We start from the raw sequence: 24,526 nt of genomic DNA, 5'->3' as shown, positions 1-24,526 counted from the left end.
CCCGATCCCGGGCCGATCCGCCCACCCCGGTATCCAGCATTTTCGGTTGCTGAGGATGGCTCTACATTGGGCGCGATGTCGTCCCTCCTGTACTCGCTGGGCCGCTTCGCCTTCCGGGCGCGCCGGCGGGTTCTGGCGGTGTGGCTGGGCGCGCTCGTGCTGCTGTTCGCTGCTGCGGGGCTCCTGAGCCAGGGCACCGACAACACGTTCACCATCCCGGGCACCGAGTCGCAGCAGGCTCTGGATGCGCTGGCTCGCACGTTCCCGCAGGTCAGCGGGGCGTCCGCGCAGCTGATCGCGGTCGCCCCGAAGGGCGGGAGTGTGCGCGACCCGGCGTTCCAGTCCGCGGTCGAGAAGACCGTCGGCGAGCTCGCGAAGGTGCCGCAGGTCACCTCGGCGACCGATCCGTACCAGGGCCCCTCGACGGGCAACGTCAGCGGCGACGCCTCCGCGGCCCTGGTGCCCATCCAGCTGTCCGTCGGCACCGTGGAGGTGTCCCAGAGCACGAAGGATGCGCTGCAGCGGTCGGGCGCCGACCTCGAGAAGGCGCTGCCTCCGGGGTCGCAGGTGGCCGTCGGCGGTCAGGTGTTCTCGTCGAGCGTCGCGGGCATCAGCGTCACCGAGCTGCTGGGCCTCGCGGTCGCGTTCGTGGTCCTCATCCTGACCTTCGTCTCGGTGGTCGCCGCCGCGATGCCGCTGATCAACGCGCTGCTCGGCGCGGGGCTGTCGCTCGCCCTCATCTTCGCCGCGACGAAGTGGCTGACCATCGCCTCCACCACTCCCCTGCTCGCCCTGATGCTCGGGCTCGCGGTCGGGATCGACTACGCGCTGTTCATCATCTCCCGGCACCAGGAGCAGGTGAAGAAGGGGATCGCGCCGGAGGAGTCCGCCGCGCGAGCCGTCGCGACGGCGGGGTCGGCGGTGGTGTTCGCGGCCGTGACGGTGATCATCGCGCTGCTCGGGCTGGCCGTCGCACGCATCCCGTTCCTGACGACGATGGGCGTCGCGGCGGCGCTGGCGGTCGCGATCGCGGTGCTGGTGTCGACGACGCTGACGCCGGCGCTGCTGGGGTTCGCCGGGATGCGGGTGGTGGCTAAGCGTTTCCGGGGAGGGACCGAGGCGCCTGCGCAGAAGCCCGCCGCGCACTCCGACGCTGCGCCGCGCAAGCCCAAGCGCCCTCGCCGTCCCCGGCCCGAACATCCCGTCGCCCACGGCTGGGTGAACGCCGTCACGCGCATCCCGGTCCTCACCGTCCTGGTGGTCGTCGGGCTGCTCGGAGCGCTCGCGCTGCCCGCGATGTCGCTGCGCCTGGCGCTTCCGGATGCGGGATCGCTCGACGAGACCGAGCCCGCCCGCGTCACCTACGACCTCATCGCCGAGCACTTCGGTCCGGGATACAACGGCCCGCTGATCGTGACCGGATCGGTGATCGGCAGCAGCGATCCCGTCACGCTGATGGACGACCTCGGCGACGAGCTGCGCACGGTCCCGGGCGTCGCGGCTGTCCCGCTGTCCACCCCGAACCCGACCGGCGACACCGGCATCGCGCAGGTCGTCCCGACCGGCGCTCCGGACTCGGAGGAGACGCAGACCCTGGTGGCGACCCTCCGCTCCCTGCACGACCACTTCGAGCGCGAGTACGGCATCGACCTCGCGGTGACCGGCTACACCGCCGCCGGCATCGACATCTCGGCACGGCTCGGCGAGGCGCTGCTGCCGTTCGCGATCCTGGTCGTCGGGCTGTCGCTGATCCTGCTCGCGATGGTGTTCCGCTCGATCGTGGTGCCGGTGACGGCCGCGCTCGGCTACCTGCTCAGCATCGGCGCGGCCTTCGGCGTGACGAGCCTGGTGTTCATGAGCGGGTTCCTCGCCGGACCGCTGCACGTGGCCGACCTCGGCTCGGTCATCAGCTTCATGCCCATCATCCTCATGGGGGTGCTGTTCGGGCTCGCGATGGACTACGAGGTGTTCCTGGCCAGCCGGATGCGCGAGCAGTACGTGCGCGGGGACGCGCCGAAGGATGCGGTGCGCAACGGCTTCGTCGGCTCCGCCAGGGTCGTGACAGCGGCGGCGATCATCATGTTCGCGGTGTTCGCGGCGTTCATCCCGGAGGGGATGCGTCCATCCAGCCGATCGCGCTCGGGCTGGCCGTCGGCGTGGCGATCGACGCATTCGTGGTGCGGATGACGCTCATCCCCGCGGTGCTCGTGCTGTTCGGGCGGGCGGCGTGGTGGATCCCGCGCTGGCTCGACCGTCTGCTGCCGCGGTTCGACATCGAGGGCGAAGGGCTGCAGGCCGAGTTGGATGCTGCCGCGTGGCCGGTGCGCGACGAGCCGTACGCGGTGGCTGCTGCCGGGCTGCGGGCGGGAGCGTCAAGGCCGGTGGATCTGATGCTGCTCCCCAGCGAGGTGCGGGTGGTGGCCGACCCCGCGCACACCGCGCTGGCGCTCGCGCTGACCGGGCGCGGCCCGCTCGCGGCGGGACGGCTCAAGGTCGCCGGGCTGCTGCTCCCCACCCGCCGCGCGTCCGTTCGAGCGCGCACCGGGCTCGTGCTCGTCGACCGCACCGAAGACGCCGTCGCCGCCGTGCACGCCGCGCGCACCGGTCATCCTGCGCTGCTGGTGATCGACGGCGCGGCCGCGGTGGTCGGCGACGAGCGCAGCCGGCTCGCGGACGCCGTGCGCCAGGCCGCGGCCGACGGGATCGCGGTCGTCTTGACCGATCGGGATGCCACCGCGGTCGCGGATTTGGGCCCGGCCGCGGGCGACGCCGTACCGGCGGGCGAGGCCCCGCCGCTCGCCGCATCCACCTGATTCTCCGATCGACGAGAGGGCATCCCATGACCCGCACACCGTTCGACGCGCGCGCAGGGACCGAGCGGACGCGCACGCCCACGCTCATCGGCCTGGCGCTCGCTCCGCTCATCGTCGTCGCCGTGCTCGGCTGGGGCCTGTTCGCGCCGGGTCAGCACCTCGACCGGGTCACCGCGGCGGTCGTCAACGACGACCAGCCGGTCACCAAGAACGGTCAGACCATCCCGCTCGGGCGGCAGTTCGCGGGCGCGCTGATCTCGGGCGGCACGGTGTCGACGGCGAGCGGGGGCTCGGACCAGGCGACCGAGCCACCGCCCTCGGACGACGCCTCGAACTTCGACTGGGTGCTCACGAACGACGACGACGCGAGCTCAGGGCTGCAGAGCGGACGGTATGCAGCCGTGCTGACGATCCCGAAGTCGTTCTCGGCCGACGCGACGTCGATCGGCGGACCGGCGGCGAGCGCGACGCAGGCGACGGTCACCGTGCGGACCGGGCCCGCGACGGCACTGGTCGATCCGGCACTGACCGCCGCGGTCACGCAGGCGGCCACGGCGTCGCTGGACCGGCAGCTCACCGTGCAGTACCTGCAGAACGTGTACGCCGGGTTCAATACGATCGACCAGCAGATCGGGCAGGCGGCGGACGGCGCCGCATCGCTCGCGAGCGGGACGGCGAGCCTGGCGTCGGGCACGGCGTCGCTCGCGACCGGGGCGGCGTCGCTCGCGGCCGGGACGCAGTCGCTGGACGCGGGGGCGCAGTCGCTGTCGTCGGGGCTGGACCAGCTCGCATCCGGGACCGCCTCCCTGCCGGAGCAGACCGCGAGCCTCGCGCGCGGTTCGGCCGCCGTCGCGCAGGTCGCGGATGCGGCCGCGAGCCGGACAGCGGACGCGGTGGCCCGGATGGCGGAGGCTGTCGCCGAGGTCTGCGCCACGCCTGCAGCCGGAGCCTGCGCCCGCGCCACGGCCGCTCTGACATCGCTGCAGGCGGCGAACGGCGACGTGCAGACGATCGCCGGGGTCGCGGATCAGGTCGCCGCCGGCAACGCCGCGCTGGCAGGCGCGATGCCGCAGGTCGTCGACGGGATCGACGCGTCCGCGACGAGGGCGGCGTCGCTCGCCGCGGGTGCATCGCAGACGGCAGCCGGGGCCGAGCAGGTCAGCAGCGGCGCGGCGTCGGCGGCCTCCGGCGCGCAGCAGAGCGCGGACGGGGCGGCGCAGCTGTCGTCGGGCCTGCAGCAGGCGACGACCTCCATCCCGACCTACTCGGACTCGGACATCACCACGCTGTCGGCCGTCGCCGCGCAGCCGGTGGTGACCTCGCAGAAGGCGCCGCCGACGGGGCTCGCGTCGCTGCCGTTCTTCGCCGTGCTCGCGCTCTGGCTGGGCGCGATGGTGACTTCGCTCGCCCGCCGGGCCGTGCCGACCAGACTGCTGCTCAGCTCCGTGCCGTCGGCGCTGATCGCCGCGCGGTCGGCGGGCGTGGTTGCGCTCATCGGCGCCGGCCAGGGCGTGATCGTGGCGGGCGCCGCGCAGTTCGGGATGGGGCTCCGGCCGGATGTCTGGATCGCCTTCGCGCTCGCCGCGGCGCTCGTCGGCGCCGTGTTCGGCGTCGTCAACCAGGCGCTGGCCGCGGCGTTCGGCGGGGTCGGGCGGCTGATCGCCCTGCTCATCGGCGGGACGGCGCTGGTGGCCGGGCTGTCGTCCACCGCACCGCCCCAGCTCGTCGCGTTCTCGCAGCTGCTGCCGACGGCGCCCGCGCTGGCGCTGCTACGAGCCGCGGGAACCGGGGATGCTGCGGGCGCGTGGGGGTCGGTCGGGCTGCTCCTGGTGTGGGCGGCCGGCAGCCTGGCGCTGACGCTCGCGGCGGTGGCGGCGCGGCGCAACGTGCGGCTGCGGGACACCGTACCTGGCGGTGCCCAGGTCGCCGCCTGAGGGATTCCTTAAGTTGCACACGGGTGTGCAAGAAGGGCGTACACTGGAGGCATGCCCACCTCCTCCACCCGTGCACCGCGCCGCGACGCGGCCGCCAACCGCGAGGCGATCCTCGGCGCGGCGGCCGTCGCCCTGAACGAAGACATCGACGCCTCCCTCGAGAGCATCGCCGCCCGCGCCGGCCTCAGCCGCCGCGCGGTCTACGGCCACTTCGCCACGCGCGACGAGCTCCTGATCGAGGTCTTCACCCGCGGCGCGCGGCGGCTGGCCGCGCTGCTCGACCCGGTGTCGCATCCCGACCCGCTGGTCGAGATCGCGCTGTTCGGCGCGACCCTGTGGGCAGAGGTCGAGCACGTCCGCGTCAGCGCCGCCCTGGCCGTGCGCGGCCCGCACCGCGCTATGGTCGGCACCGCGCTCGACCCGGCGCGCGAGCGGCTGCGCGAGACGGTGGGCCGTGGGATGGAGTCCGGCCGCATCCGCACCGACCTCGACCGCGAGACCGTCACCCGGCTGATCGAGAACGCCGCGGTGTCGGTGCTCGACGAGGCCACCCGCGCGCGCCTCACCCCGGAGGCCGGGCACCAGCTGGTCATGCTCGCCGGGCTCAGCGCCGCGGGGATGGGCTGGCGCGAGTCGGACGACCTGATCGCGTCCACACCCGAGCTGGCGTTCGGCGTACGGACGCCGGGAGGTGCGCGATGAAGGTCGTCCTCGACCGGGTCGGGAAGGGCGCCGCGCTGCCGCCGACCTCCGCCGCCTTCGAGACCGGCCGCGCCACCCTCGCGCGCGCCGAGACCGAGCAGCGTCCCACTATCCTCGGCCTCATCGCATCGGGCCGCATGCGCCCGGACACCGGCGAGGTGACCATCGACGGCGCCGCCGACTACGGGGCGATGCGCCGGCGGATCGCCCTGATCGACGCCCCCGACGTCTCCGAGCCCACCTCGGATGTGACCGTCTCGGGCATCGTCGCAGAAGAGCTGATGTTCGCCGGGCGCGCGTCGCATCCCGTCGCCGTCGGCCGCTGCCTGCGCGAGCTCGGCGCGTCCGAGTGGTCGCGCGCCTCCATCGGCACCGTGCCGCCCACCGTCCGCATCCGCCTGCTCGCCGAGCTGGCGCTGCTGCGGAAGGGCGTCGACGCGCTCGTGCTCGTGTCACCCGACCGCCACGGCGGCGACCCGGTCGAGTGGTGGCGCTTCGCGCGCGAGCTCGCCGGGCGCGGCATCGCCGTGCTCGTGGTCGCCGGCGACGCCTCCGCAGCCGCCATCGCGGCCGCCTCCTCGTCGAGCGCTTCGACGAGACCGAACCAGAAACCTTCGACGAAGACCCCGGCCGGGATGACACCGACGATCTCCCGGGCCACGTTGTGGAGAGCGAATGAAGATCCCGCAGATGATCGCGGCGGAGTTCCGCCGCCTGACCGCCAGCCCGATGTCCATCGTGGCGCTCATCGCCCTGATGTGCGTCCCGGTGCTCTACGGCGGCCTGTACCTGTGGGCGAACCAGAACCCGTACGCCAACCTGAACCGCATCCCGGCCGCGATCGTCGTGGACGACACCGGCGCGACCGTGGACGGCAAGACCGTGAACTACGGCGACCAGGTGGCCGACCAGCTGATCGAGGACGGGTCGTTCCAGTGGCACCGCGTGGCCAAGGGCTCCGCGGCGAGCGGCGTGGACGACTCGAAGTACGACTTCAGCATCACGTTCCCGGAGGACTTCTCGTCGGCCCTCGCCTCCGCGTCCGGGACCGACCCGCATCGCGCGGTCGTGACGCTCACCACGAACGACACGAACAGCTACCTCGCGTCGACGATCGGGACGCAGGCGGCCGAGAAGATCCGCACCTCCATCGTCAAGCAGGTCAACGAGCAGGCGGCGAAGCAGTTCCTGCTCGGCCTCGCCGACATCCGCTCCAATCTGGTGACGGCGGTGGATGGCGCCGACCAGCTCGTCGACGGCAGCGCGAGCGCCCAGTCCGGCGCTTCGCAGCTCGCGGATGGCACGGCCCAGCTCGCGTCCGGATCGCAGGAGCTCGCCGGCAAGCTGGGTCAGCTCGCTTCCGGGTCCCAGGAGCTGGCGGACAAGCTCGGCCAGCTCGCCGGCGGCGCACAGCAGGTGAGCGACGGCGCGGCCCAGGTGGCGGCCGGCAATCGTCAGCTGGCGGCGAAGGCGGACAACGCCTCGGCGGCGGCGCAGCAGATCGCCGCGGCCGCGCCCGCCGCGCAGCAGGACCTCCTGAACCGGCTCACCGCGGCCGGCGCCACCCCGGAGCAGCTGGCGCAGGTGAAGGCTGTCATGGGCGACCTCGACACGAAGGCGCAGTCCGCCAACGGGCAGATCCAGGATGCGGTGGGGCAGATCCACCAGCTCTCCTCCGGCGCGGACCAGGTCGCGGGAGGAGCGGCGCAGGTCGCCGCCGGATCGCAGCAGGCCGCAACGGGCGCATCTCAGGTCGCCGCCGGCTCGCAGCAGGCCGCCGACGGAGCCTCCCAACTGGCCTCCGGCGCATCCACCGCCGCGAGCGGCGCGGCCCAGCTGCGCGACGGGCTCACGACGCTGCACGACGGGACCACCAAGCTGCGGGACGGCCTGCAGAGCGGTGTGAAGCAGATCCCGGACTCGTCCCCGTCCCTCCAGAAGAAGCAGGCGTCGACGATCGCCGACCCGGTGAACCTCAAGAACGACTCCATCACCTCCGCCGGTACGTACGGCGCCGGGCTCGCACCGTTCTTCGTCGCCCTGGCGGCCTGGATCGGCATCTACGCGCTGTTCCTCATCGTGAAGCCGGTCTCGCGCCGGGCGATCACCGCGCTGCACTCGCCCATCAAGATCACGCTGGCGGGCTGGCTGACCCCGGGCCTGCTCGGCGCGATCCAGATGATCGGGCTGTTCGCGATCGTCGCGGGCGCGCTCGGCTTCCGCATCGACAACCCGCTCGGGATGTACGGGCTGATGGGGCTGGCGTCGGTCACGTTCGCCGCGATCATCCTGGCGCTCAACGTCTGGCTCGGGAGCGTGGGGCAGTTCCTCGGCCTCGTGCTGATGGTGCTGCAGCTCGTCACGGCGGGCGGCACGTTCCCCTGGCAGACGTTGCCTGGCCCGCTCGCGGCACTGCATCACGCGCTGCCCATGTCGTACGCGGTCGACGGCATCCGCCAGCTCATGTACGGCGGCAACCCCGCGACGGCGTGGGCGGACGCGGGCGTGCTGGCGCTGTGGATGCTCATCGCACTGCTCATCGCGGCGATCGGGGTGACGCGGATGACGCACTTCCGCACGCTGCGGGACCTGCGTCCGTCGCTCATCGGCTGAGCCGCGGAGTCTGGCGGGCCGCTACCCGGCGGGGCTAGGGTGGCGCCCACCAGCATCCGATCCGAGGAGGACGACCATGGCCGATCTCGAAGTCCAGGCGGCGCTCTCGCAGGCGCGCCAGGCGGCGAGCGCCGCGAGCTACGACATCCAGAAGCTGTCCGAGGACTCGATCGAGCGGCAGGCGCTCCACAACCTGATCACCGCGGTCGACGCCATCATCCTGGCGCTCGACACCGACTCCGACTCCGACTCCGACTGACGGCGTCCGGTCGGGCCGCGCCTGCGTTCGCGCCTGCGGCGACGGTGGCCGGCGCTAGGGTGGCCGCGTGACCGATCGTCTGCGCATCCTGCACCTCTCCGACACGCACCTGTACGGCGACGGCCGCCTGCATTACGGGATCGTGGACACGCTCGCCGGGTTCGACCGCGTCCTGGCGCGCGCGGCGACGCTGACCCAGGTGGATGTGGTGGTCGCGTCCGGCGACCTGTCGGACGACGGCACCGCCGACTCCTATCGACGGCTGAAGGGCACCCTCGAGCCGTGGGCCGCCGAGCGGGGCGCGGCGATCGTGTACGCGATGGGCAACCACGACCTCCGCGACGGGTTCGAGGAGGTGCTGGGCGCGCGCGAGACCGTCACGCACGTGCGCGGCTTCCGCGTGGTGACCGTCGACACGTCCGTCCCCGGCGCGGGCTACGGACAGGTCTCCGAGGAACAGCTCGACCGGCTGCGGGACGTGCTGGCCGAGCCGTCCGAGAGCGGGACGGTCGTCGTGCTGCACCACCCGCCGGTACCGCCGACGACGGTGCTGTTCGAGCCGCTGCGGCTGGTCGATCCCGAGCCGCTGCTCGAGGTGTGCTCGGCGGCGGACGTGCGGCTCATCCTGGCCGGGCACTTCCATCACGGGCTGGTGACCGAGGCGGGGCCGGCGGGTATCCCGGTCGTGGTCGCGCCCGCGGTGGCGAACACGACCGACGTGCTGTGGCCGCCTCCGCGCGAGCGGGCCGTGCGTGGCGCCGGGTTCGCGTGGGTCGAGCTGCCGGCCGAGGGTCCGGTGCGCTCGCACCTGCTGACCGCGCCGTCGCCCGACGACGGCGAGACGGTGTACGACCTGGATACGGACGCCATCCGCCGCATCGCCGACGATGCGGGGTGGCGCGCGTGAGCACCCCGGCGGGCTACTCCGGGACCCCGCTCTGGCGGAAGCTCGGGCTCAAGCCCGGGATGCGCGTCGCCGTACTCCACGCCGACGACGGCTGGCGCATCCCGACCGAGGGCGCGCCGGAGGTCTCGTGGGTCGCATCCGGTGACGCGGGACTCATCCTCGCCTTCTACCGGACGGCCGCCGACTACCTGGCCGAGCTGGACGAGCTCGGCGAACGCATCCACCCGGACGGGATGGTGTGGGCGGCCTGGCCGCGCAAGGCCGCCGGGCACGTGAGCGATCTCGACGAGAACGTCATCCGCAACGCCGCCCTCGAGCGCGGCCTCGTGGATGTGAAGGTCGCCGCCATCGACACCGACTGGTCCGGCCTCAAGCTCGTCTGGCGCCGCGAGAACCGCTGACCCTGCCGCTGCGGACGCCGAGCGGGCTAGGCGAAGGGGACGTGCTGGGTGATCCAGGCGTGCATCGCGATGGCGGCCGCGGCGGAGGCGTTGATGGAGCGGGTGGAGCCGAACTGCGCGATCTCGACCACGGCGTCCGCCGCGTCCAGGGCGGCGGGCGACAGGCCGGGGCCCTCCTGACCGAAGAGGAGCACGCACTCCCGCGGCAGCGCGAAGGTCTCGATGCCGACGGAGCCGGGGACGTTGTCGATCGCGATGACGGGCAGCCCGGCGCCCCGCGCCCACGCCACGAACGAGTCCACATCGTCGTGGTGCACGACGTGCTGGTAGCGGTCGGTCACCATCGCGCCGCGCTTGTTCCAGCGCCGACGGCCGATGATGTGGACGGTGTCGGCGAGGAACGCGTTCGCGCTGCGAACAATGGAGCCGATGTTCATGTCGTGCTGCCAGTTCTCGATCGCGACGTGGAACGGGTGGCGGCGCTCGTCCAGGTCGGCGACGATCGCCTCCATGCTCCAGTACCGGTAGCGGTCGACGACGTTGCGCGTGTCGCCGTGGCGCAGGAGTTCGGGGTCGTACCGGGGGTCGTCGGGCCACTCGCCGGGCCACGGTCCGACGCCGTTGGTCGTCAGCTCGTGCGTCGGGTTCGGCGTCTCGTCCACCGGTCCAGGTTATCCACCGACCGCACGGAGTCCCTGCGCTGCGCGCGCCCCGGCCCCTAAGCTGGACGCATCCGATTCCCGCCGAAAGGAGTCCGCGTGACGCGTCGCGACGAGATCGAGTGCTGGCTCACCGACATGGACGGCGTACTCGTCCACGAGAACCAGGCGCTGCCGGGGGCGTCGGAGCTCATCCAGCAGTGGCGGGATGAGGGCACCCCGTTCCTGGTGCTGACGAACAACTCGATCTTCACCCCGCGCGACCTCGCGGCCCGGCTGCGCACCTCCGGCCTGGATGTGCCCGAGGAGTCGATCTGGACCTCCGCGCTGGCCACCGCCGACTTCCTCAAGTCGCAGATGCCCGGCGGCAGCGCGTACGTCATCGGCGAGGCCGGTCTCACGACAGCGCTGCACGAGGCCGGATTCATCATGACCGACACGAACCCGGACTACGTCGTCGTCGGCGAGACCCGCAGCTACTCCTTCGATGCGATCACCAAGGCGATCCGCCTGATCGGCAAGGGCGCGCGGTTCATCTCCACGAACCCCGACGCGACCGGCCCGAGCGCCGAGGGCCCGCTGCCCGCGACCGGCGCCGTGACCGCCATGATCACCAAGGCGACGGGACGCGACCCGTACGTCGTCGGCAAGCCCAACCCCATGATGTTCCGCTCCGCCATGAACCGCATCGGCGCCCACTCCGAGAACACCGCCATGATCGGCGACCGGATGGACACCGACGTCGTCGCGGGCATCGAGGCCGGCCTGCACACCATCCTGGTGCTCACCGGCATCAGCGACCGCACTGAGATCGAGCGCTACCCGTTCCGTCCGGACGAGGTGCTGACGGGCGTGGACCAGCTGGTCTCGCGGGAGCCGGTCGAGACCGAGCTCTGAGGTCCGCGGCTCCCGCCGCCTCCGTTGAACGTCAGGCGCTGGGGCCCGGCCCGGCGACCGATGAGGTGAGCGGCTGCCCGCTCGACCGGTTCGCGAAGCAGTAGTAGGAGCGCTGCCCGCTCTTCCACTGCTCCTCCGTCGCCGGGTACGAGCCGAGCACCTGCAGGTCGGGATACGCGCCGGCGGCGCCGAGGTCGACGACGCCGGAGGCGGTGCACAAGCCGGGGATCTGCGCGGCCAGCGCGTCCGCTCCCGGGTAGGGTGCGGCCGGGTCGGCGGAGAGCAGATTCGTGTAGAGCAGCTGCGCCGTGTGCGGAGCGGCGCAGTCCACGACCGTGAACTCCTCCGCCCAGACCGAGGTGAACGGCTGCAGGCACTCCCCTCCGCCCAGGGCATCCCACGGGTGCGTGCCCGGTCCGACGGCGGCGGCCGGCTTGGGGGTGACGGTCGGGACGGGCATCGGCGTGGGGGTCGGCGTCGGGCTCGCCGACTTCGCGGCCGTGGTCGCCGAGGGCTGCGGGGCCGCCTTTCCGGCGCCGAACAGGGAGGGGATGCGTGTGCCGAGGGCGAAGAGGCCGATGAGCACGAGGATCACGGCGAGCCCGGCGAGGGAGAGGAGCAGGATGCGGCTGTTGCGGTTCGCCCACAGGGCGGTGACGGTGCCGCCCGGGCCGCTGCCGGCTCCGCCGCCTGTGCCGTTACCGCCTGTCGCGCCGCCGGTGCCGTTACCGCCTGTCCCGCCGCCGGTGCCGCGTGCGCTTGCTCCGTCACCGCCGGCGCCGCCGGCTCCGGCGACTGTGCCGCCGGCAAGGGTGGTCCCTCCGGCAGCAGTCGCTCCAGCAAGGGCGGACGCTCCGGCAGCGGCCGTGCCGGGGCCCGCGTCGCCACTTGGAGCGCGACTCGGGCTCGCCGCTTCAGCGGCCTCGGCCGGCGTGAAGGCGACGGTCGCGGGGCCTGTGGTCTCCGCCGCGTTCAGCTGCGGACCTTCGAGGTCAGCGGCCGGTTGCAGCTCCGGCTCGAACGCCCACGCGGAGGCAGCCGCGGCCGGGTATGCGGCGGTGGGAGGAAACCCCGGCTCGCGTGCGTCCACCGACCGCGGCGCGGCGTCGGACTCGGCCTCCGGCTGCCTCGCCCTCGGCTGCTGGGCCTCCGGCTGCTGAGGCTGGGGCACTGCATCGAACTTCGCTTCGGGCGCAGGACCGGACGCGGTCGAGCCCGGAACCCAGTCCGCCCCTCGCTCCGGCTCCGGCTCCGGCACGGCCTCCGCGTCGGGATGAGTCTCCGGTGCCAGGGCACCAGGAGCGGCGGCGGTCGGGGGGAAATCGCGCTCGGGCTCGGGTTCCTGGTGAGCGCCGTCGATCTCATCCGCCTCCGGCTCGGAGATCACGTCGCCGAACAACGCGGCCAGGCCATCGGTGCCGTCAGTGTCGTCGTCGTCCGGCGCTTCGTCGGCCGTAGCGGCTGCCTCCTCGGGGACCGCAGCCGCGGACTGGTCGCGCGAGACATAAGGCGAGCCCTCGAGCGGCGAAGGGGCCGGCGGCTCGGCTGCCGATTCATCCACCGCAGTGTCCGAGTCCTCGCGTGGTGAACGGGCCGGCGGCTCGGCTGCCGATCCATCCAGCGCAGGGCCTGCCCCCTCGGCCGGCGCAGTGTCCGACTCGTCGCGGGGAGCATCGGTCCGCCGCGCCCAGAAGGGCGTGGACGCCGCCGCGATGCTCTCCGCGTCGATCGGGCTCGTCGCGGGCGAGGGAACGCCGCCGAGTGCGACCTCCGCCTCGGCCGCCGGGACGTCCGGCTCCGACGGGAGCACTTCCGGCGCGGGCGGCTCATCGGGCACAGGGGTCGCGCCCACGGCCGGCGCCGCCGGGCCACCCGGGCGGAGCAGCGAAGGGTCGATCGGAATGACGCTCGTCGTATCGCCGATGACCGAGCGTCCGGACGGCTTCTCCGCGTCGGTGGCGCCGAAGCCGAGGAGCGCAGCGAGCCCGTGGCTCTCCTCCTCGTCGGAGGACGGCGTGGGCGGTGCATCGAAGATCGTGCGCGGGCGTTCAGGTTCTGCCGTCTGCGGCGGCTCGGGAGACTCGATCACCCAGGAGCGGGCGGCGACCGGGATCTCTCCGGTCGGCTCGGCCGACGGGATTGCATCGCTCGCGACGGGTGGTTCGACGCCCGCGAGCGAGGGGTCGACGGGAGGCGGCTCGACCGGAGCCACGAAGGACGAGCGGTACACCGGGGGGACGAGTGGTGGCGCGGGCGCCTGTTCGGGCTGCGCGGGAGGCTCGGGCTCCACCGCGGAATCAGGCTCCACCGCGGACTCGCGCTGCACCGCCGGGTCGCGCTGCACCGCCGGCTCGGGCTGCGCTGCCGGGTCGGGCTGAACTGCCCGCTCGAATCGAGGGGCGAACTCCGCCTCCGGCGCGGGCACCACCTCTGCGGTCGGGTCCGGCGCGGGATGCGCCACGGGCTCGCCCTGCACGCCAGGCTCCTGCGCGGCCTGTGCTGCCGAGTCCGGCTGCGACGTCGTCCCCGGCACGGCCTGCGGCGTGGGCTCCGTAATCACGGGCAGGGCAGCCGTCGGGGCGTCTTCGTCCGGGCGGTCTGCATCCACCGACGGGTCGGTCGAGGCACCGGGAGTGAGGTTCCATGAGAATGCGACGGGGAATTCGGTCGCGGGCTGCTCGTCCTCGGCGGGCTCGTCCGCTCCGGCACCTAGCAGGTCTTCGAAGCTCGTCGGTGGCGACGCCGGCCGGGTCGGCGCGTGTGTTTCCGGTACGTCGGCGACAGGCTCGGACTCGACCACCGGGGCCGAAGAACCCGTACCGGCCTCATCCTCAGCCAACGGAATCTCGGCCGACGCATCCCCCGCCGACGCAGCCTCCGCCGCCTCGCCACCCGTCCGCTCAACATGGCGCCCGCCAGTCAGCTGCTGCAGCAGCCACTCCGAGCTGCCGAACTCGGGTTCCGCCGACGCGGGTTCCGCAGCTTCCGGGCGCTCCTCACCCGGAGCGCCCCTCCCGCGCTCGTCGGACATCAGGCCAGCCCCAGGTCCTTCAGGCCGATAGCGGCGAAGTACGGGTAGCCCGCGCCCTCGATGACCTCGCGAGCGCCGGTGTCGCGGTCGACGACGACGGCCACGGCCGCGATCTCGGCGCCGACCTTCTTCAGGGCCTCGATGGCCTTGAGCGGCGAGCCGCCGGTGGTGCTGGTGTCTTCGAGCACGATGACGCGCTTGCCCGCCAGATCGGGGCCCTCGACCTGCTTGCCCCGGCCGTGGTCCTTCGGCTCTTTGCGCACGACGAACGCGTCGTAGGCGAGGCCCTGTGCGGCGCCCTGGTGCAGGATCGCCGCGGCGACCGGGTCGGCTCCCATGGTCATGCCGCCGACGGCGACGACGTCGGGGACGTCGCGGATGAGGTCGATCATGACCTGCCCGATGAGCGGCGCGACGCGGTGGTCGAGGCTCACCTTGCGCAGGTCGACGTAGTAGCTCGCCTTCTTTCCACTGGTGAGCGTGAAGTCGCCGTGGAACACGGCCTCTGCGGCGATGTAGTCGATGAGCTGCTGTCGTGCGTCGGTCACATCCCCGATTCTAGAGGGGAACATCCCGCTCTCCCCGGTTCTCCACAGGCCGTCGGAGGCTCCCGATACGATCGGGGCATGCGTGTCGCCACCTGGAATGTGAACTCCATCCGCACTCGTGTGGCCCGGGTGGTCGACTGGATGGTCCGTGAGGACGTCGACGTGCTCGCGATGCAGGAGATCAAGTGCAAGCCCGAGCAGTTCCCCTATGCGGCGTTCGAGGAGGCGGGCTACGAGGTCGTGCTGCACGGCCTCAACCAGTGGAACGGCGTCGCCATCGCCAGCCGCCTCCCCTGCAGGACGTCGAGATCGGGTTCCCCGACATGCCCGGCTTCCTCAAGGACCACGACGGCCCCGACCTGCCGAAGGAGGCGCGGGCCATCGGCGCGACGGTCGACGGCGTCCGGCTGTGGAGCCTCTACGTGCCCAACGGCCGTTCGCTCAGCGACCCGCACTACGTCTACAAGCTCGACTGGCTGGCCGCCCTCGCCGCCGACACCCAGCGCTGGCTGACGGATGACCCGCAGCTGCAGCTCGCGCTGATGGGCGACTGGAACGTCGCGCCGCTCGACTCCGACGTCGGCGACCCGAGCCTGGTCCCGGGCCTCTCCACCCACATCTCGCCGCCGGAGCGCACGGCGTTCGCCGCGTTCGAGAAGGCCGGGCTCACCGACGTCGTGCGGCCGATCGTGCCCGACGGATACACCTACTGGGACTACAAGCAACTGCGGTTCCCGCGCAACGAGGGCCTGCGGATCGACTTCATCCTCGGCTCGCGGGCGTTCGCCGATCGCGTCGTGGGCGCGAGCATCCACCGCAACGAGCGCAAGGGCGACGCGCCCAGCGACCACGTGCCCGTGCTCGTCGAGCTCGCGGCGCCTCCGGTCGACGAGGACGACGACGACCGTCCCATGATCTTCGGCTGATGAGCGCATACCCGCCCGCCTACCCGCCGCCCGGCAGCACGCGCGCGCGGCGGCCGGTGGTGGTCTGGGACCTCGTCACCACGATCGTGCTCCTGGTGCTCGCGGTCATCATCGCGGGGGTGCTCACCTTCGCGGCGTTCTTCCTGGTCTTCGCGAGCGACCCGTGCGGCGCGTCGACGGTCTGCGATACCGCCCGGATGGGCGCGGGCTTCTTCATCGCGCTGCTGGGTCCCGCCGCGATCACCCTGGTGACGGTGATCGTCGCCGTGGTGCTGCTCGTCGTCCGCCGGAGAGCCTTCTGGGTGCCGATCGTGGGCATCCTCCTCGCGGCGGGCGTCTGGGTCGGCGGCGCGGCGCTGGTGGTGTCCGGCGTGCCCGGCGCCACGTTCTGACCCGGGCACGCCGCACGCCGCCTCAGCTGCCGCTGATGCCCTCGGTCACCTGGACCGGGCTGTCGAACTGCTTGTCGGGAAGCCCTTCGAGCGCGTCGATCACCTCCTGCGGGGCGCCCTGCCCCTGCGCGGTCTTGACGAGGTCCGCCTTGCCCGCCGGGTAGTCGACCCCACTGAGGTACTTCTGCACGTCGATCTGGATGGGCCGGTCGGCCATGTCCGCTCCTTCCGTAGAGATGGGTGAGGGATGCGTCCACGCCTACCCCGATCCGCGGAGCTTGCAAGATCTTGTCGCCTTTCCGGGCCGGTGGTTCGTTCGGTCGCGATCCACCACGCGGAAGGAGCAGCACATGGCTGAGCGCGGCAACACGAAGCACGGACCGAATCTGGACGAGGAGCTGGCGCACGAGTCGCAGGCATTCGTCCAGGGTCATGGCCCGAGCCACGTCGAGGAGTGGCGGCAGACGGAACCGATGCCGGACGACACCGACGACCCCGAGGTGGTCGCGGCCTCCGGGATCGACGGCGAGGAGCGCCCGGCGGACGACGATGTGACCAGCCCCGAGGATCCCGGCGATCCGGCGGCGACCGGCCCGGACCCGGTGGCCTACTCCACCGAGACGCCTCCAGACCAGGACGGAAGCGACCGATGAGCGCCCGCGACATCCTGGCGGGGTTCCTCGCCGAGCCCGGGCCCTGGACGACCGTCTTCGCCGACATCTCCCGCGACCTGCCGGACCCGAAGCGCACCGTCGACCTGCGGCACCGGTCGCTGATGCAGTCGCTGGAGGAGCAGGGCGCCCCGCGAGCCGACATCGACGCGGTGGAGGAGGCGTTGGAGACCGACTACCGCACCCCGAGCCCGAGCGCCCGCTTCATCGCGGTGCGCGGCGGGGAGGTCGAGGTCGACGAGGTCGTGCTGGGTGCCGTCCCTCGCGACGGCTGGGCCTGGCACGCGCCGGTCATCGACCCCATCCCGCTCCTGGCCCATGACGCCTTCGACTTCCACGCCATCCTCGTCGAGGCGTCCCGGGAGGGCGCGACGATCTGGCACCGCCGCCCCGACCTCGACCACGACCCCGACGCCCCCACCGACGTCGGCGAGCCCGCGCAGAAGCTGGACGAGGCCGAGCGCGTCGACGGCAGGACGCATCCCATCCACAAGGTGCCGTCAGGTGGCTGGTCGCATCTGCGCTACCAGCACCACGTCGAGGAGAACTGGCGTCACAACGAAGCCGCCGTGGCCGAGCGGATCGAGGACCTGGTGGTGCGCTTCCACCCCCGGCTGGTCATGGTGGCGGGGGACGTGCGGGCTGTCGAACTGCTCACCGAGAAGCTGCCGGCGGCGGCGAAGGAGGTGCTGTACACCGTGCAGCTCGAGGCCAGTCCGGGCGATGATCGGGAGGAGCTGTTCCGCCGGTTCGAGGAGGCGGTCGCGCGCGTCGCCGCCGAGGACGAGGAGGCGGCTCTGCAGCGCATCTTCACCCGATCGGAGGGCGAGGGCCGCAAGGAGGCCCTGGGCATCGGCGAGGTCGTGACCGCGTTGGAGCAGAGCCAGGCGGACACCGTGCTCGTGACCGTCCCACGGGAGGCGGAGCGCACGCACGAGGAGGAGCGGCACGCCATCGCCCTCGACGCCCAGCCGTGGATCGCCTCCGCCCCCGAGGAGGACTTCGGCGCCGGCGAGCTCGGCGTCGTCCCCGCCTCGGTCGCGATCGCGCGGGCGGCCGTACTGACGGACGCGCGGGTGATCGTCGTCTCCCGGGCGAACTCCCCGACGACGCGCCCGCGGCTGCGCTTCTGCGCTGGCCGGTCGGACCGCCGAAGCCGGAGTAGAACCGCTTCGCTTTCCACGATCCGCCTGGGAAATCCAGGCCCTAGCCCCATCCCACGCCCGGCCTACCGTCGGGCACGACAGAGAAGACGACGAAAGGAGCCGACATGGCTGCAGTGACCAAGTCCATCGATGTGAACGTCCCGGTGACCACCGCGTACAACCAGTGGACCCAGTTCGAGTCTTTCCCCCACTTCCTCGACGAGGTGGAGGAGATCACCCAGGTGGACGACACCACCAATCACTGGCGCGTGAAGATCGGCGGCGTGGAGCGTCAGTTCGACACGGTCATCACCGAGCAGCTGCCCGATGAGCGCGTCGCGTGGAAGTCGGTCGCCGGCGACACCGACCACGCGGGCGTCGTGACCTTCCACCGCCTGTCGGACACCGAGACCCGCGTCACGGTGCAGCTCGAGTGGGCGCCGTCCGACGCCCTCGAGAAGGTCGGCGCCGCCTTCGGCCTCGACGACCACGCGGTGAAGAAGGACCTCGAGAACTTCAAGGAGTTCATCGAGTCGCAGGGCACCGCGACCGGCGCCTGGCGCGGCGAGGTGGACCGCGGCGACACGGTCTGACCCTCCTCTCAACCTGACGACGGCCCCGGCGGATTTCCGCCGGGGCCGTCGTCGTGCGGGTCACAGGATCGGCCGACCGCCCGTCACCGCGACGCGGGCGCCCGAGATGTAGGAGCCCTCGTCGCTCGCCAGCAGCACGTAGACGGCGGCGAGCTCGGCGGGCTGCCCGGCGCGGCCGAGCGGGGTGTCGCTGCCGAACTGCGTCACCTTCTCGTTCGGCATCGTGGACGGGATGAGCGGCGTCCAGATCGGACCGGGCGCCACGCTGTTGGCCCGGATCCCCTTCTCGCCGAGGAGCTGGGCGAGGGACGCCGTCATGTTCGCGATCGCCGCCTTCGTCGCCGCGTAGGGCAGGAGGGTCGGCGAGGGCATGTCGGAGTTGACCGACGACGAGCCGATGATGCTCGACCCCGGCTTCATGTGCGGCACGGAGGCCTTCGCCAGGTGGAAGAACGCGGACAGGTTGGTCGCGATGGTGTGGTCCCACTCGTCGTCGGGGATCTCATCCAGCGACTCGTGCGTCATCTGGAAGGCTGCGTTGCTGACGAGCACGTCGAGGCCGCCGAGCTCATCGACGGTCCGCGACACCAGGTCGCGGCAGTGCTGCGGGTCGGACACGTCGCCCCTGAGGAGCAGCGCCTTGCGGCCGGCCTCGCGCACCCACTTCGCGGTGTCCTCGGCGTCGGCATCCTCCGACAGGTAGGAGATCGCCACATCCGCGCCCTCCCGGGCGTACGCTATCGCGACGGCCTTGCCGATGCCGCTGTCGGCTCCCGTGATGAGCGCGACCTTTCCGGTGAGCTTGCCGCTTCCGCGATAACTCTCCTCGCCGTGGTCAGGGCGCGGGTTCATCGCCTCCGTCTCGCCGGGCGGCTGCTGCTGTTGTTCGGGGAAAGACATCCATGGCCTCCAATCGTCTCGGTACCGTCCACCGAACACCTGGTCGCGCCGTCCGTCAGGGGCTTGGACGCGACGGGGTGGGCGCGTACCGTCCGCGCAATGAACGCAACACCGGATGCACCCGATCAGCATCAGAGCGACGCCGATCAGACGGCGAAGGACCGCTCCTACAGTCCCGCGAGCGAGCGCGAGACCGAGGTCAAGCAGAACGAGTCGACCGGCGGATCCGTCCGTCCCGGCACGGGAGGGCCCGACGACGTGGGCGACGTGCCCGTGCCGCCTGAGGACGACCTCGACGCAGCGGAGATCGTCGAGCGAGGACGCGAATAGGCGCCCGCCGGTCTCCCGCCCTCAGGCGCCGATCGTCGAGACCAGCACGCCGCCCTCGGCGGGCAGCACCCGCCAGACGCTCCCGGCGCCCTCGACCCGGAGCGCACCCTCGCCCACGATGAGAGCCGTCCGCTCGTCGATGCCGAGCCCACCCGTGATCAGCCCCGACTCAACGGCGGCCACCAGTCGTGACAGCATGCCGCGCTGGGCCACGTGGACATCAACGGCGACGTCGATGAGCCCGATTCCGGCCTCGATCTCCAGCTCGCCGCCGGGTTCCCCGTCCTCCTCAGGTGAGACGACCACGCCGCCGATGCGCGAGCCGCCTCCGAGCGACCCCTCCGCCGCGACCATCGCGCCGGCCGAGACGCCGAGATAGGGAACGCCCGCGGCGACCTGTCGGCGCAGCTCCGCGAACACGGGCTCGAGTCCGGCGCGCACCTCCTCCACGATCCCGCCGCCCACCGCGATGCCGTCGACGTCGTCGATCGCGTCGGGACGGATCGGCTCGCCGGGGCGTCCGGTGATCAGGCGCGCGTCGATCGCGACTCCGTCTGCCGCCTCCGCCAGGAGCTCAGCCAGCGCCGCCGCCTTCTCCTCGGCCTCGGGGTGCAGCGAGATCACGGCGATGCGCGGGCGCGTACGGCCCGCTGCCGCCGCGCGCTGCGCGACGTCATGGACGAACGGCGCGTAGAGGGCGCGTCCGCGACAGTGGTCGCGCCGCCGCCGATCAGGTGGACGCTCACGCGGCGCCCCCGATCGCGCCTGTGCCTGATGCTGCATCGACCGAGAACGTCATCCGACGAGGCTACGTCACTGCGCGTCCACCTCGCAGCCGCGCTACTGTCGTCGCGTGACCGACGTCGAACTCCGTCTCCGGCGCGCCGGCATCGGCCTGGAGGCGACGACCCTCGCGTGGAACGTCGTCGGTGTCGTGCTCCTGGCCGTGCTCGCCGTGCGTTCGTCGTCCGTGGCGCTCCTCGGCTTCGGGCTCGACAGCCTCATCGAGATCGGCGCCAGCACCGTCGTCATCTGGGAGCTCACGGGCTCGAGCGAGAGACGACAGCGGGTCGCCCTGCGCCTCATCGGCTGGGCGTTCGTGCTGCTCGCCGCCTATCTCCTGGTGCAGGCGATCGTCGCGCTCCTCGCCGGCCACCGGGCGGCATCCACCCCCGGCGGCATCGGCTGGACCGCGCTGACGGCCCTGGTGATGTTCGCGCTGGCCTGGGGAAAGCACCGCGTCGGCACGCGCCTCGACAACCCGGTGCTCGTCACCGAAGGCCGGGTCACGCTGATCGACGGGATCCTCGCGACGGCGGTCCTCGTCGGGCTGCTCCTGGATGACACGCTCGGATGGTGGTGGGCGGACCCGGTCGCGGGCCTGGTCATCGTGTTCTACGCCGCGCGGGAGGCGGTGCACATCTTCCGGGAGTGACGCATCACTCCACGTTCACTCCCCGTCGCTTCGCCGCCGCCGCGTAGATCCGCTCCACGACCCACAGCAGCACACCGATCGCCAGCAGCGCCAGCGCGATCGTGTACTGGCCGGCCGGGCGCCCGGAGGTCCACGGGAAGACCAGGTACAGGCAGGTGATCGCGCCGATGATGGGCAGCACGGTCGGGGTGCGGAAGTGCTTGTGGTCGACCGGCTGCTTGCGGAGCACCAGCACGGCGATGTTCACCACGGAGAACACGGCGAGCAGCAGGAGGGAGGTCGTGCCTCCCAGCAGCGCCACGATCGAGCCCTTCGGGTCGAGCGACACGTAGATGATGAGCCCCACGGCGAGCGCCGAGGTGAACAGGATCGCGGTCCATGGCGTCCGGCGCTTCGGCGACACTTTCGCCAGGAACGGCGGCAGCACCTTCTGCCGGCTCATGCCGTAGAGCAGGCGGCTCGCCATCATCATGTTGATCAGCGCCGTGTTGGCCACCGCGAACATCGAGATGAACGGCAGCAGGTCGTTGATCGGGAAGCCCGGCGCCGCCGCCTCCACCGCCGTCACCAGCGGGGTCTCGCTGCCGGCCAGCTGACCGATCGGCACCAGCGCCACGACGGTGATCGACACGAGCACGTAGATAACCGCCGCGATGCCGAGACCGCTGAGCATCATCTTGGGGAAGATCCGGCTCGGGTCCTTCGTCTCCTCCGCCATGTTGACCGAGTCCTCGAAGCCCACCATCGCGAAGAACGCCAGCGAGGTCGCCGTGCTGACCGCGAGCAGGATGCTCTTGTCCTCGGGCGTCTCGAACGCGACCACCCGCGGCCAGTCCGCATTGCCGCCGCTGATCGCCCACAGCCCGATGAAGATGACGAGCAGGAGGCCGGAGAGCTCGACGAGGGTGAGGACGACGTTCAGCCACACGCTCTCGGTCACCCCGCGCAGGTTGACCAGCATGATCAGCACGATGAACGCGAGCGCGATCAGCATCGTCGTCAGGTTGTCATCCGGGATCCCGAACCCGACCGTGAGGTTCACCGCGAACGCGCGCGACGCGGTCGAGGCCGACGTTATCCCCGACGTCATCACGATGAAGCACACGATGAAGGTGAAGAAGTGGATGCCGAACGCCTTGTGCGTGTACAGCGCGGCCCCGGCCGCCTGCGGGTACTTCGTCACCAGCTCCAGGTAGGAGAAGGCGGTGACGGTCGCGACGCCGAACGCGAGCAGGAACGGCAGCCAGGCGGCGCCTCCCACCTCCGCGGCGACCTGCCCGGTGAGGGCGTAGACGCCCGTGCCGAGGATGTCGCCGACGATGAACAGCAGCAGAAGCCCGGGCCCGAGCGCCCTCTTCAGCTCCGGCTGCTCCGGCTCCACGGTCTTGACCACCTGGGTCCACGACGGATCGCTCACGATCGGCTCCCTTCGCATCGCTGTGGGGAGCACTGTATGTGAGTTCTCACAGAATTGGGAGTCCCTGCGGGGCGTGGCTCTTACCGGGCAGCGGGTTCGGGGATGACCTGCGTCTCCAGATCCGGGAGGGACATGATCTGGTCGATCAGAGAATGCGGGCCGGCGACGACGGTATAGGGGGCGTCGATCTCGACGGAGACGCACCATGCCTCGTCCGCGGGCCAGATGAACTGCGGCATTACGCCGTTTATGTCACCAGGCTCCCAACCCAGGCCCGCTCGGAAAGGCCATGTCGGGTCTTCCAGGTCGCTGAGCGCTGCGTCTCCCAGCACGTAGCGGCGGTCGGGCAGCTCGAACAGGGGAAGAGGGAACTCGGATACATCTCCCCAGGACGCGAACCCCCAGCCGTCCCACACCGCCAGTGTGAGTGCTTCCGGTGTGGTGGTGCTGGCGCGCAGGGCTGGGACGAGCGACGCGAGCGCTTGCGGGTCGTTCCACCCGTCGTGGGGCTTTGAGAACGTCCACCCGTCGACGGAGTCCGTCTCGCCAGCAATATCCCACCACTCACTGTTCGCGTCGAGACGCGAGCGCGTACGGGCCGCGAGCTCGGCCCATGTCCAGCTTTCCAATCCCGGGTCCTCGACGACCAAATCGACAATGGTCGGCGGCCAGGCGTCGATGGGATGAAGGATCCGGGCGTAGGCGGGGAAGCCGGCGGGGCTCATTCGGATATCGGACTCAGTGATGCGGTCCCGCAGCCAGGCACCGCGTGCTGGGTCTAAGAACCAGTCCATTTCGCCTCCGCTTCAGGGCGCTCCGACCCGTCGCTTTGCTGCCTGCCTTCGCTAGCGAGCTCCTGCAAAGGTTCCCCGTCAAGCGACCTTGCCCGCAAATGAGTACCGGGAGTTCGTACGGGTTGCCGAGTTCGCGATCCCCCCGCGATTCGTCGGACGGCCCGACGTAGCGCGGACAACGGGGAACACTGCACACACCTGGGGGAATCCCGCCAGCCGTTCAACGGCCACTGTGCGGACAGCGCGGAGCGCCCCCTACTGCCGCCCGGTGAACTCGTCCATCGAGTCGTAGACCCCGAACACACGCCCGGCCACCGCATCCCACACACGCAGGGGCAGCACGCCGCGGAGCGTCTTCGCCAGGCCGACCGACCACGGGAGCATGAGCATCGGCTTGCCGGCGAGCATTGCGCGCCACACGCGGTCGACCACGTACTCCGGCGTCATGATCGGGGTCAGGAGCGGCCCGCGCGCGCCCTCGAACATCCCGGTGTCGATGTAGCTCGGCGCCACCGTCGTCACTTTGACGTGCCCGAAACCCTGCTGCGCGAGCTCCAGCCGCAGGCTGTCGCTCCAGCCGATCACCGCCCACTTGCTTGCGGCGTACACGCTCATGCGCGGGTTGCTGATGGTGCCGGCGGCGGACGCCACGTTGACGATGCGGGACTCGCGGACGCTCCGCTGCATCCCGGGCAGGAACTCACGGGTGACGTACATCGGCGCGAGCGCATTGACCTGCATGGTCGGGCGGGTGTCGTCGCCGTTGTCGTGCTCCCAGAAGTACTTGCCGCGGACGATTCCGGCGTTGTTGATCAGCACGTCGACGCCGCCGACCTCCTTGCGGACGGCCTGCGCGCTCTGCGCGATCGCGCCCAGCTCGGAGAGGTCGACCACGTACGGGAGAACGCTCGTGGTGGGCCGCCCGGCCGCCGAGCTCGGCGATCCCTGCGGCGCGCCCCACGCGGCGGCGGTGCGCCCGGCCAGCACCTCGCGGCGCAGCCGGTGCGTCAGCTCCATGAGCGCCGCCTCGTCGCGGTCCCACAGGATGACCGAGCGCGCCCCCTCGAGCACGGCGCGTTCGGCGTACAGCCGACCCATCCCGGAGGCCGCCCCGGTGATGAGGACGCGTGCGCCGCGGACCGTTCTCGACATGCGTCCA

General features: G+C 71.7%; 24 protein-coding genes and 2 pseudogenes. 16 read left to right on the top strand and 10 right to left on the bottom strand.

The features are described from left to right. The first annotated feature begins 75 nt into the window (after positions 1-75). The 4 genes from ACRAWB_RS15630 to ACRAWB_RS15615 are packed head-to-tail and all read left to right on the top strand — an operon-like array spanning position 76 to position 5,449. Complete coding sequence (locus tag ACRAWB_RS15630) at positions 76-2,187, top strand: MMPL family transporter (protein ID WP_431354160.1); 2,112 nt, start codon at positions 76-78, stop codon at positions 2,185-2,187. Next, complete coding sequence (locus ACRAWB_RS15625) at positions 2,157-2,813, top strand: hypothetical protein (RefSeq protein ID WP_431354159.1); 657 nt, start codon at positions 2,157-2,159, stop codon at positions 2,811-2,813. The genes ACRAWB_RS15630 and ACRAWB_RS15625 overlap by 31 nt, the downstream gene beginning before the upstream one ends. 26 nt (positions 2,814-2,839) lie before the next feature. Next, complete coding sequence (locus ACRAWB_RS15620) at positions 2,840-4,747, top strand: YhgE/Pip domain-containing protein (RefSeq protein ID WP_431354158.1); 1,908 nt, start codon at positions 2,840-2,842, stop codon at positions 4,745-4,747. Between the two features lie 51 nt (positions 4,748-4,798). Further along, positions 4,799-5,449 carry a TetR/AcrR family transcriptional regulator gene (locus ACRAWB_RS15615; protein WP_431354157.1) on the top strand — a complete coding sequence of 217 codons (651 nt, stop codon included), beginning with the start codon at positions 4,799-4,801 and terminating at the stop codon, positions 5,447-5,449. A gap of 181 nt (positions 5,450-5,630) precedes the next feature. On the opposite strand, the gene ACRAWB_RS15610 is transcribed toward ACRAWB_RS15615, so the two are convergent. Beyond that, positions 5,631-6,110 (bottom strand): hypothetical protein, encoded by a 480-nt coding sequence (locus ACRAWB_RS15610; protein ID WP_431354156.1) that lies wholly within the window; start codon positions 6,108-6,110, stop codon positions 5,631-5,633. A gap of 14 nt (positions 6,111-6,124) precedes the next feature. Between ACRAWB_RS15610 and ACRAWB_RS15605 the strand changes: the two genes are divergently transcribed. The 4 genes from ACRAWB_RS15605 (at position 6,125) to ACRAWB_RS15590 (ending at position 9,629) form a co-directional block, all read left to right on the top strand. Then, positions 6,125-8,062 carry a YhgE/Pip family protein gene (locus tag ACRAWB_RS15605; protein ID WP_431354155.1) on the top strand — a complete coding sequence of 646 codons (1,938 nt, stop codon included), beginning with the start codon at positions 6,125-6,127 and terminating at the stop codon, positions 8,060-8,062. Between the two features lie 76 nt (positions 8,063-8,138). Continuing rightward, positions 8,139-8,321 (top strand): hypothetical protein, encoded by a 183-nt coding sequence (locus ACRAWB_RS15600; protein ID WP_431354154.1) that lies wholly within the window; start codon positions 8,139-8,141, stop codon positions 8,319-8,321. A gap of 67 nt (positions 8,322-8,388) precedes the next feature. Then, complete coding sequence (locus ACRAWB_RS15595; protein WP_431354153.1) at positions 8,389-9,228, top strand: metallophosphoesterase; 840 nt, start codon at positions 8,389-8,391, stop codon at positions 9,226-9,228. Next, positions 9,225-9,629, top strand: coding sequence for a DUF3052 family protein (locus ACRAWB_RS15590; protein WP_431354152.1), 405 nt, complete (start codon positions 9,225-9,227; stop codon positions 9,627-9,629). The genes ACRAWB_RS15595 and ACRAWB_RS15590 overlap by 4 nt, the downstream gene beginning before the upstream one ends. Positions 9,630-9,655: 26 nt before the next feature. Here ACRAWB_RS15590 and ACRAWB_RS15585 read toward each other — a convergent pair whose 3' ends face one another. Beyond that, positions 9,656-10,291 (bottom strand): TrmH family RNA methyltransferase, encoded by a 636-nt coding sequence (locus tag ACRAWB_RS15585; protein WP_431354151.1) that lies wholly within the window; start codon positions 10,289-10,291, stop codon positions 9,656-9,658. A 96-nt stretch (positions 10,292-10,387) separates the two neighbouring features. On the opposite strand from ACRAWB_RS15585, the gene ACRAWB_RS15580 reads away from it, so the two are divergent. After that, complete coding sequence (locus tag ACRAWB_RS15580) at positions 10,388-11,185, top strand: HAD-IIA family hydrolase (protein WP_431354150.1); 798 nt, start codon at positions 10,388-10,390, stop codon at positions 11,183-11,185. Positions 11,186-11,216: 31 nt separating this feature from the next. Here the strand turns inward: ACRAWB_RS15580 and ACRAWB_RS15575 are convergent, their stop codons facing one another. Then, the gene (locus ACRAWB_RS15575; RefSeq protein ID WP_431354149.1) at positions 11,217-14,216 is read right to left on the bottom strand and encodes a hypothetical protein; all 3,000 of its coding nucleotides are present in this window, start codon (positions 14,214-14,216) and stop codon (positions 11,217-11,219) included. Continuing rightward, entirely contained in the window at positions 14,216-14,764 is a 549-nt protein-coding gene (gene pyrE, locus ACRAWB_RS15570) for an orotate phosphoribosyltransferase (protein ID WP_064110095.1), read from the bottom strand. Before pyrE ends, ACRAWB_RS15575 begins: the two co-directional genes overlap by 1 nt. A 78-nt stretch (positions 14,765-14,842) precedes the next feature. Between pyrE and ACRAWB_RS15565 the strand changes: the two are divergent. Together ACRAWB_RS15565 and ACRAWB_RS15560 are read left to right on the top strand one after the other, a co-directional pair. Then, positions 14,843-15,690, top strand: a pseudogene (locus tag ACRAWB_RS15565) (exodeoxyribonuclease III). Continuing rightward, positions 15,633-16,082 (top strand): annotated as a pseudogene (locus ACRAWB_RS15560) (hypothetical protein); the annotation flags it as partial. The pseudogenes ACRAWB_RS15565 and ACRAWB_RS15560, both read left to right, overlap by 58 nt. A gap of 22 nt (positions 16,083-16,104) precedes the next feature. On the opposite strand, the gene ACRAWB_RS15555 reads toward ACRAWB_RS15560, so the two are convergent. After that, entirely contained in the window at positions 16,105-16,299 is a 195-nt protein-coding gene (locus tag ACRAWB_RS15555; protein ID WP_431354148.1) for a DUF2795 domain-containing protein, read from the bottom strand. 133 nt (positions 16,300-16,432) lie between these two features. Between ACRAWB_RS15555 and ACRAWB_RS15550 the strand changes: the two genes are divergently transcribed. From ACRAWB_RS15550 to ACRAWB_RS15540, 3 genes are read left to right on the top strand one after another with little or no spacing between them, the layout of a single operon-like run. Continuing rightward, positions 16,433-16,735, top strand: a complete 303-nt coding sequence (locus ACRAWB_RS15550; RefSeq protein ID WP_431354147.1) for a hypothetical protein — start codon at positions 16,433-16,435, stop codon at positions 16,733-16,735. Next, positions 16,732-18,036: a Vms1/Ankzf1 family peptidyl-tRNA hydrolase gene (locus ACRAWB_RS15545; RefSeq protein ID WP_431354146.1), complete on the top strand. Its 1,305-nt coding sequence runs from the start codon at positions 16,732-16,734 to the stop codon at positions 18,034-18,036. Before ACRAWB_RS15550 ends, ACRAWB_RS15545 begins: the two co-directional genes overlap by 4 nt. Then, positions 18,024-18,491 carry an SRPBCC family protein gene (locus ACRAWB_RS15540; protein ID WP_431354145.1) on the top strand — a complete coding sequence of 156 codons (468 nt, stop codon included), beginning with the start codon at positions 18,024-18,026 and terminating at the stop codon, positions 18,489-18,491. Before ACRAWB_RS15545 ends, ACRAWB_RS15540 begins: the two co-directional genes overlap by 13 nt. 60 nt (positions 18,492-18,551) lie before the next feature. Here the strand turns inward: ACRAWB_RS15540 and ACRAWB_RS15535 are convergent, their stop codons facing one another. Then, positions 18,552-19,391: an SDR family oxidoreductase gene (locus ACRAWB_RS15535; RefSeq protein WP_431354144.1), complete on the bottom strand. Its 840-nt coding sequence runs from the start codon at positions 19,389-19,391 to the stop codon at positions 18,552-18,554. A 99-nt stretch (positions 19,392-19,490) separates the two neighbouring features. On the opposite strand from ACRAWB_RS15535, the gene ACRAWB_RS15530 reads away from it, so the two are divergent. Continuing rightward, a complete protein-coding gene (locus tag ACRAWB_RS15530; protein WP_431354143.1) occupies positions 19,491-19,721 on the top strand; it encodes a hypothetical protein in 231 nt (76 codons plus the stop codon). Positions 19,722-19,742: 21 nt separating this feature from the next. Here the strand turns inward: ACRAWB_RS15530 and ACRAWB_RS15525 are convergent, their stop codons facing one another. After that, a complete protein-coding gene (locus tag ACRAWB_RS15525) occupies positions 19,743-20,504 on the bottom strand; it encodes a Type 1 glutamine amidotransferase-like domain-containing protein (RefSeq protein WP_431354142.1) in 762 nt (253 codons plus the stop codon). Between the two features lie 70 nt (positions 20,505-20,574). Between ACRAWB_RS15525 and ACRAWB_RS15520 the strand changes: the two genes are divergently transcribed. Further along, complete coding sequence (locus tag ACRAWB_RS15520) at positions 20,575-21,156, top strand: cation transporter (RefSeq protein WP_431354141.1); 582 nt, start codon at positions 20,575-20,577, stop codon at positions 21,154-21,156. A 4-nt stretch (positions 21,157-21,160) separates the two neighbouring features. Here the strand turns inward: ACRAWB_RS15520 and ACRAWB_RS15515 are convergent, their stop codons facing one another. The 3 genes from ACRAWB_RS15515 to ACRAWB_RS15505 all read right to left on the bottom strand — a co-directional run bounded on the left by ACRAWB_RS15515 (position 21,161) and on the right by ACRAWB_RS15505 (position 24,519). Continuing rightward, positions 21,161-22,573, bottom strand: coding sequence for an APC family permease (locus ACRAWB_RS15515; RefSeq protein ID WP_431354140.1), 1,413 nt, complete (start codon positions 22,571-22,573; stop codon positions 21,161-21,163). Positions 22,574-22,653: 80 nt separating this feature from the next. Next, entirely contained in the window at positions 22,654-23,298 is a 645-nt protein-coding gene (locus ACRAWB_RS15510; RefSeq protein ID WP_431354139.1) for a hypothetical protein, read from the bottom strand. A 324-nt stretch (positions 23,299-23,622) separates the two neighbouring features. Then, the gene (locus ACRAWB_RS15505; protein ID WP_431354138.1) at positions 23,623-24,519 is read right to left on the bottom strand and encodes an SDR family NAD(P)-dependent oxidoreductase; all 897 of its coding nucleotides are present in this window, start codon (positions 24,517-24,519) and stop codon (positions 23,623-23,625) included. Positions 24,520-24,526: the final 7 nt, after the last annotated feature.

The organism is Leifsonia poae (assembly GCF_050632865.1).
Taxonomy (GTDB): Bacteria; Actinomycetota; Actinomycetes; order Actinomycetales; family Microbacteriaceae; genus Leifsonia; species Leifsonia poae_B.
Note: the sequence above shows the minus strand (reverse complement) of the source record. Positions and strands in the feature narration are given on the sequence as shown.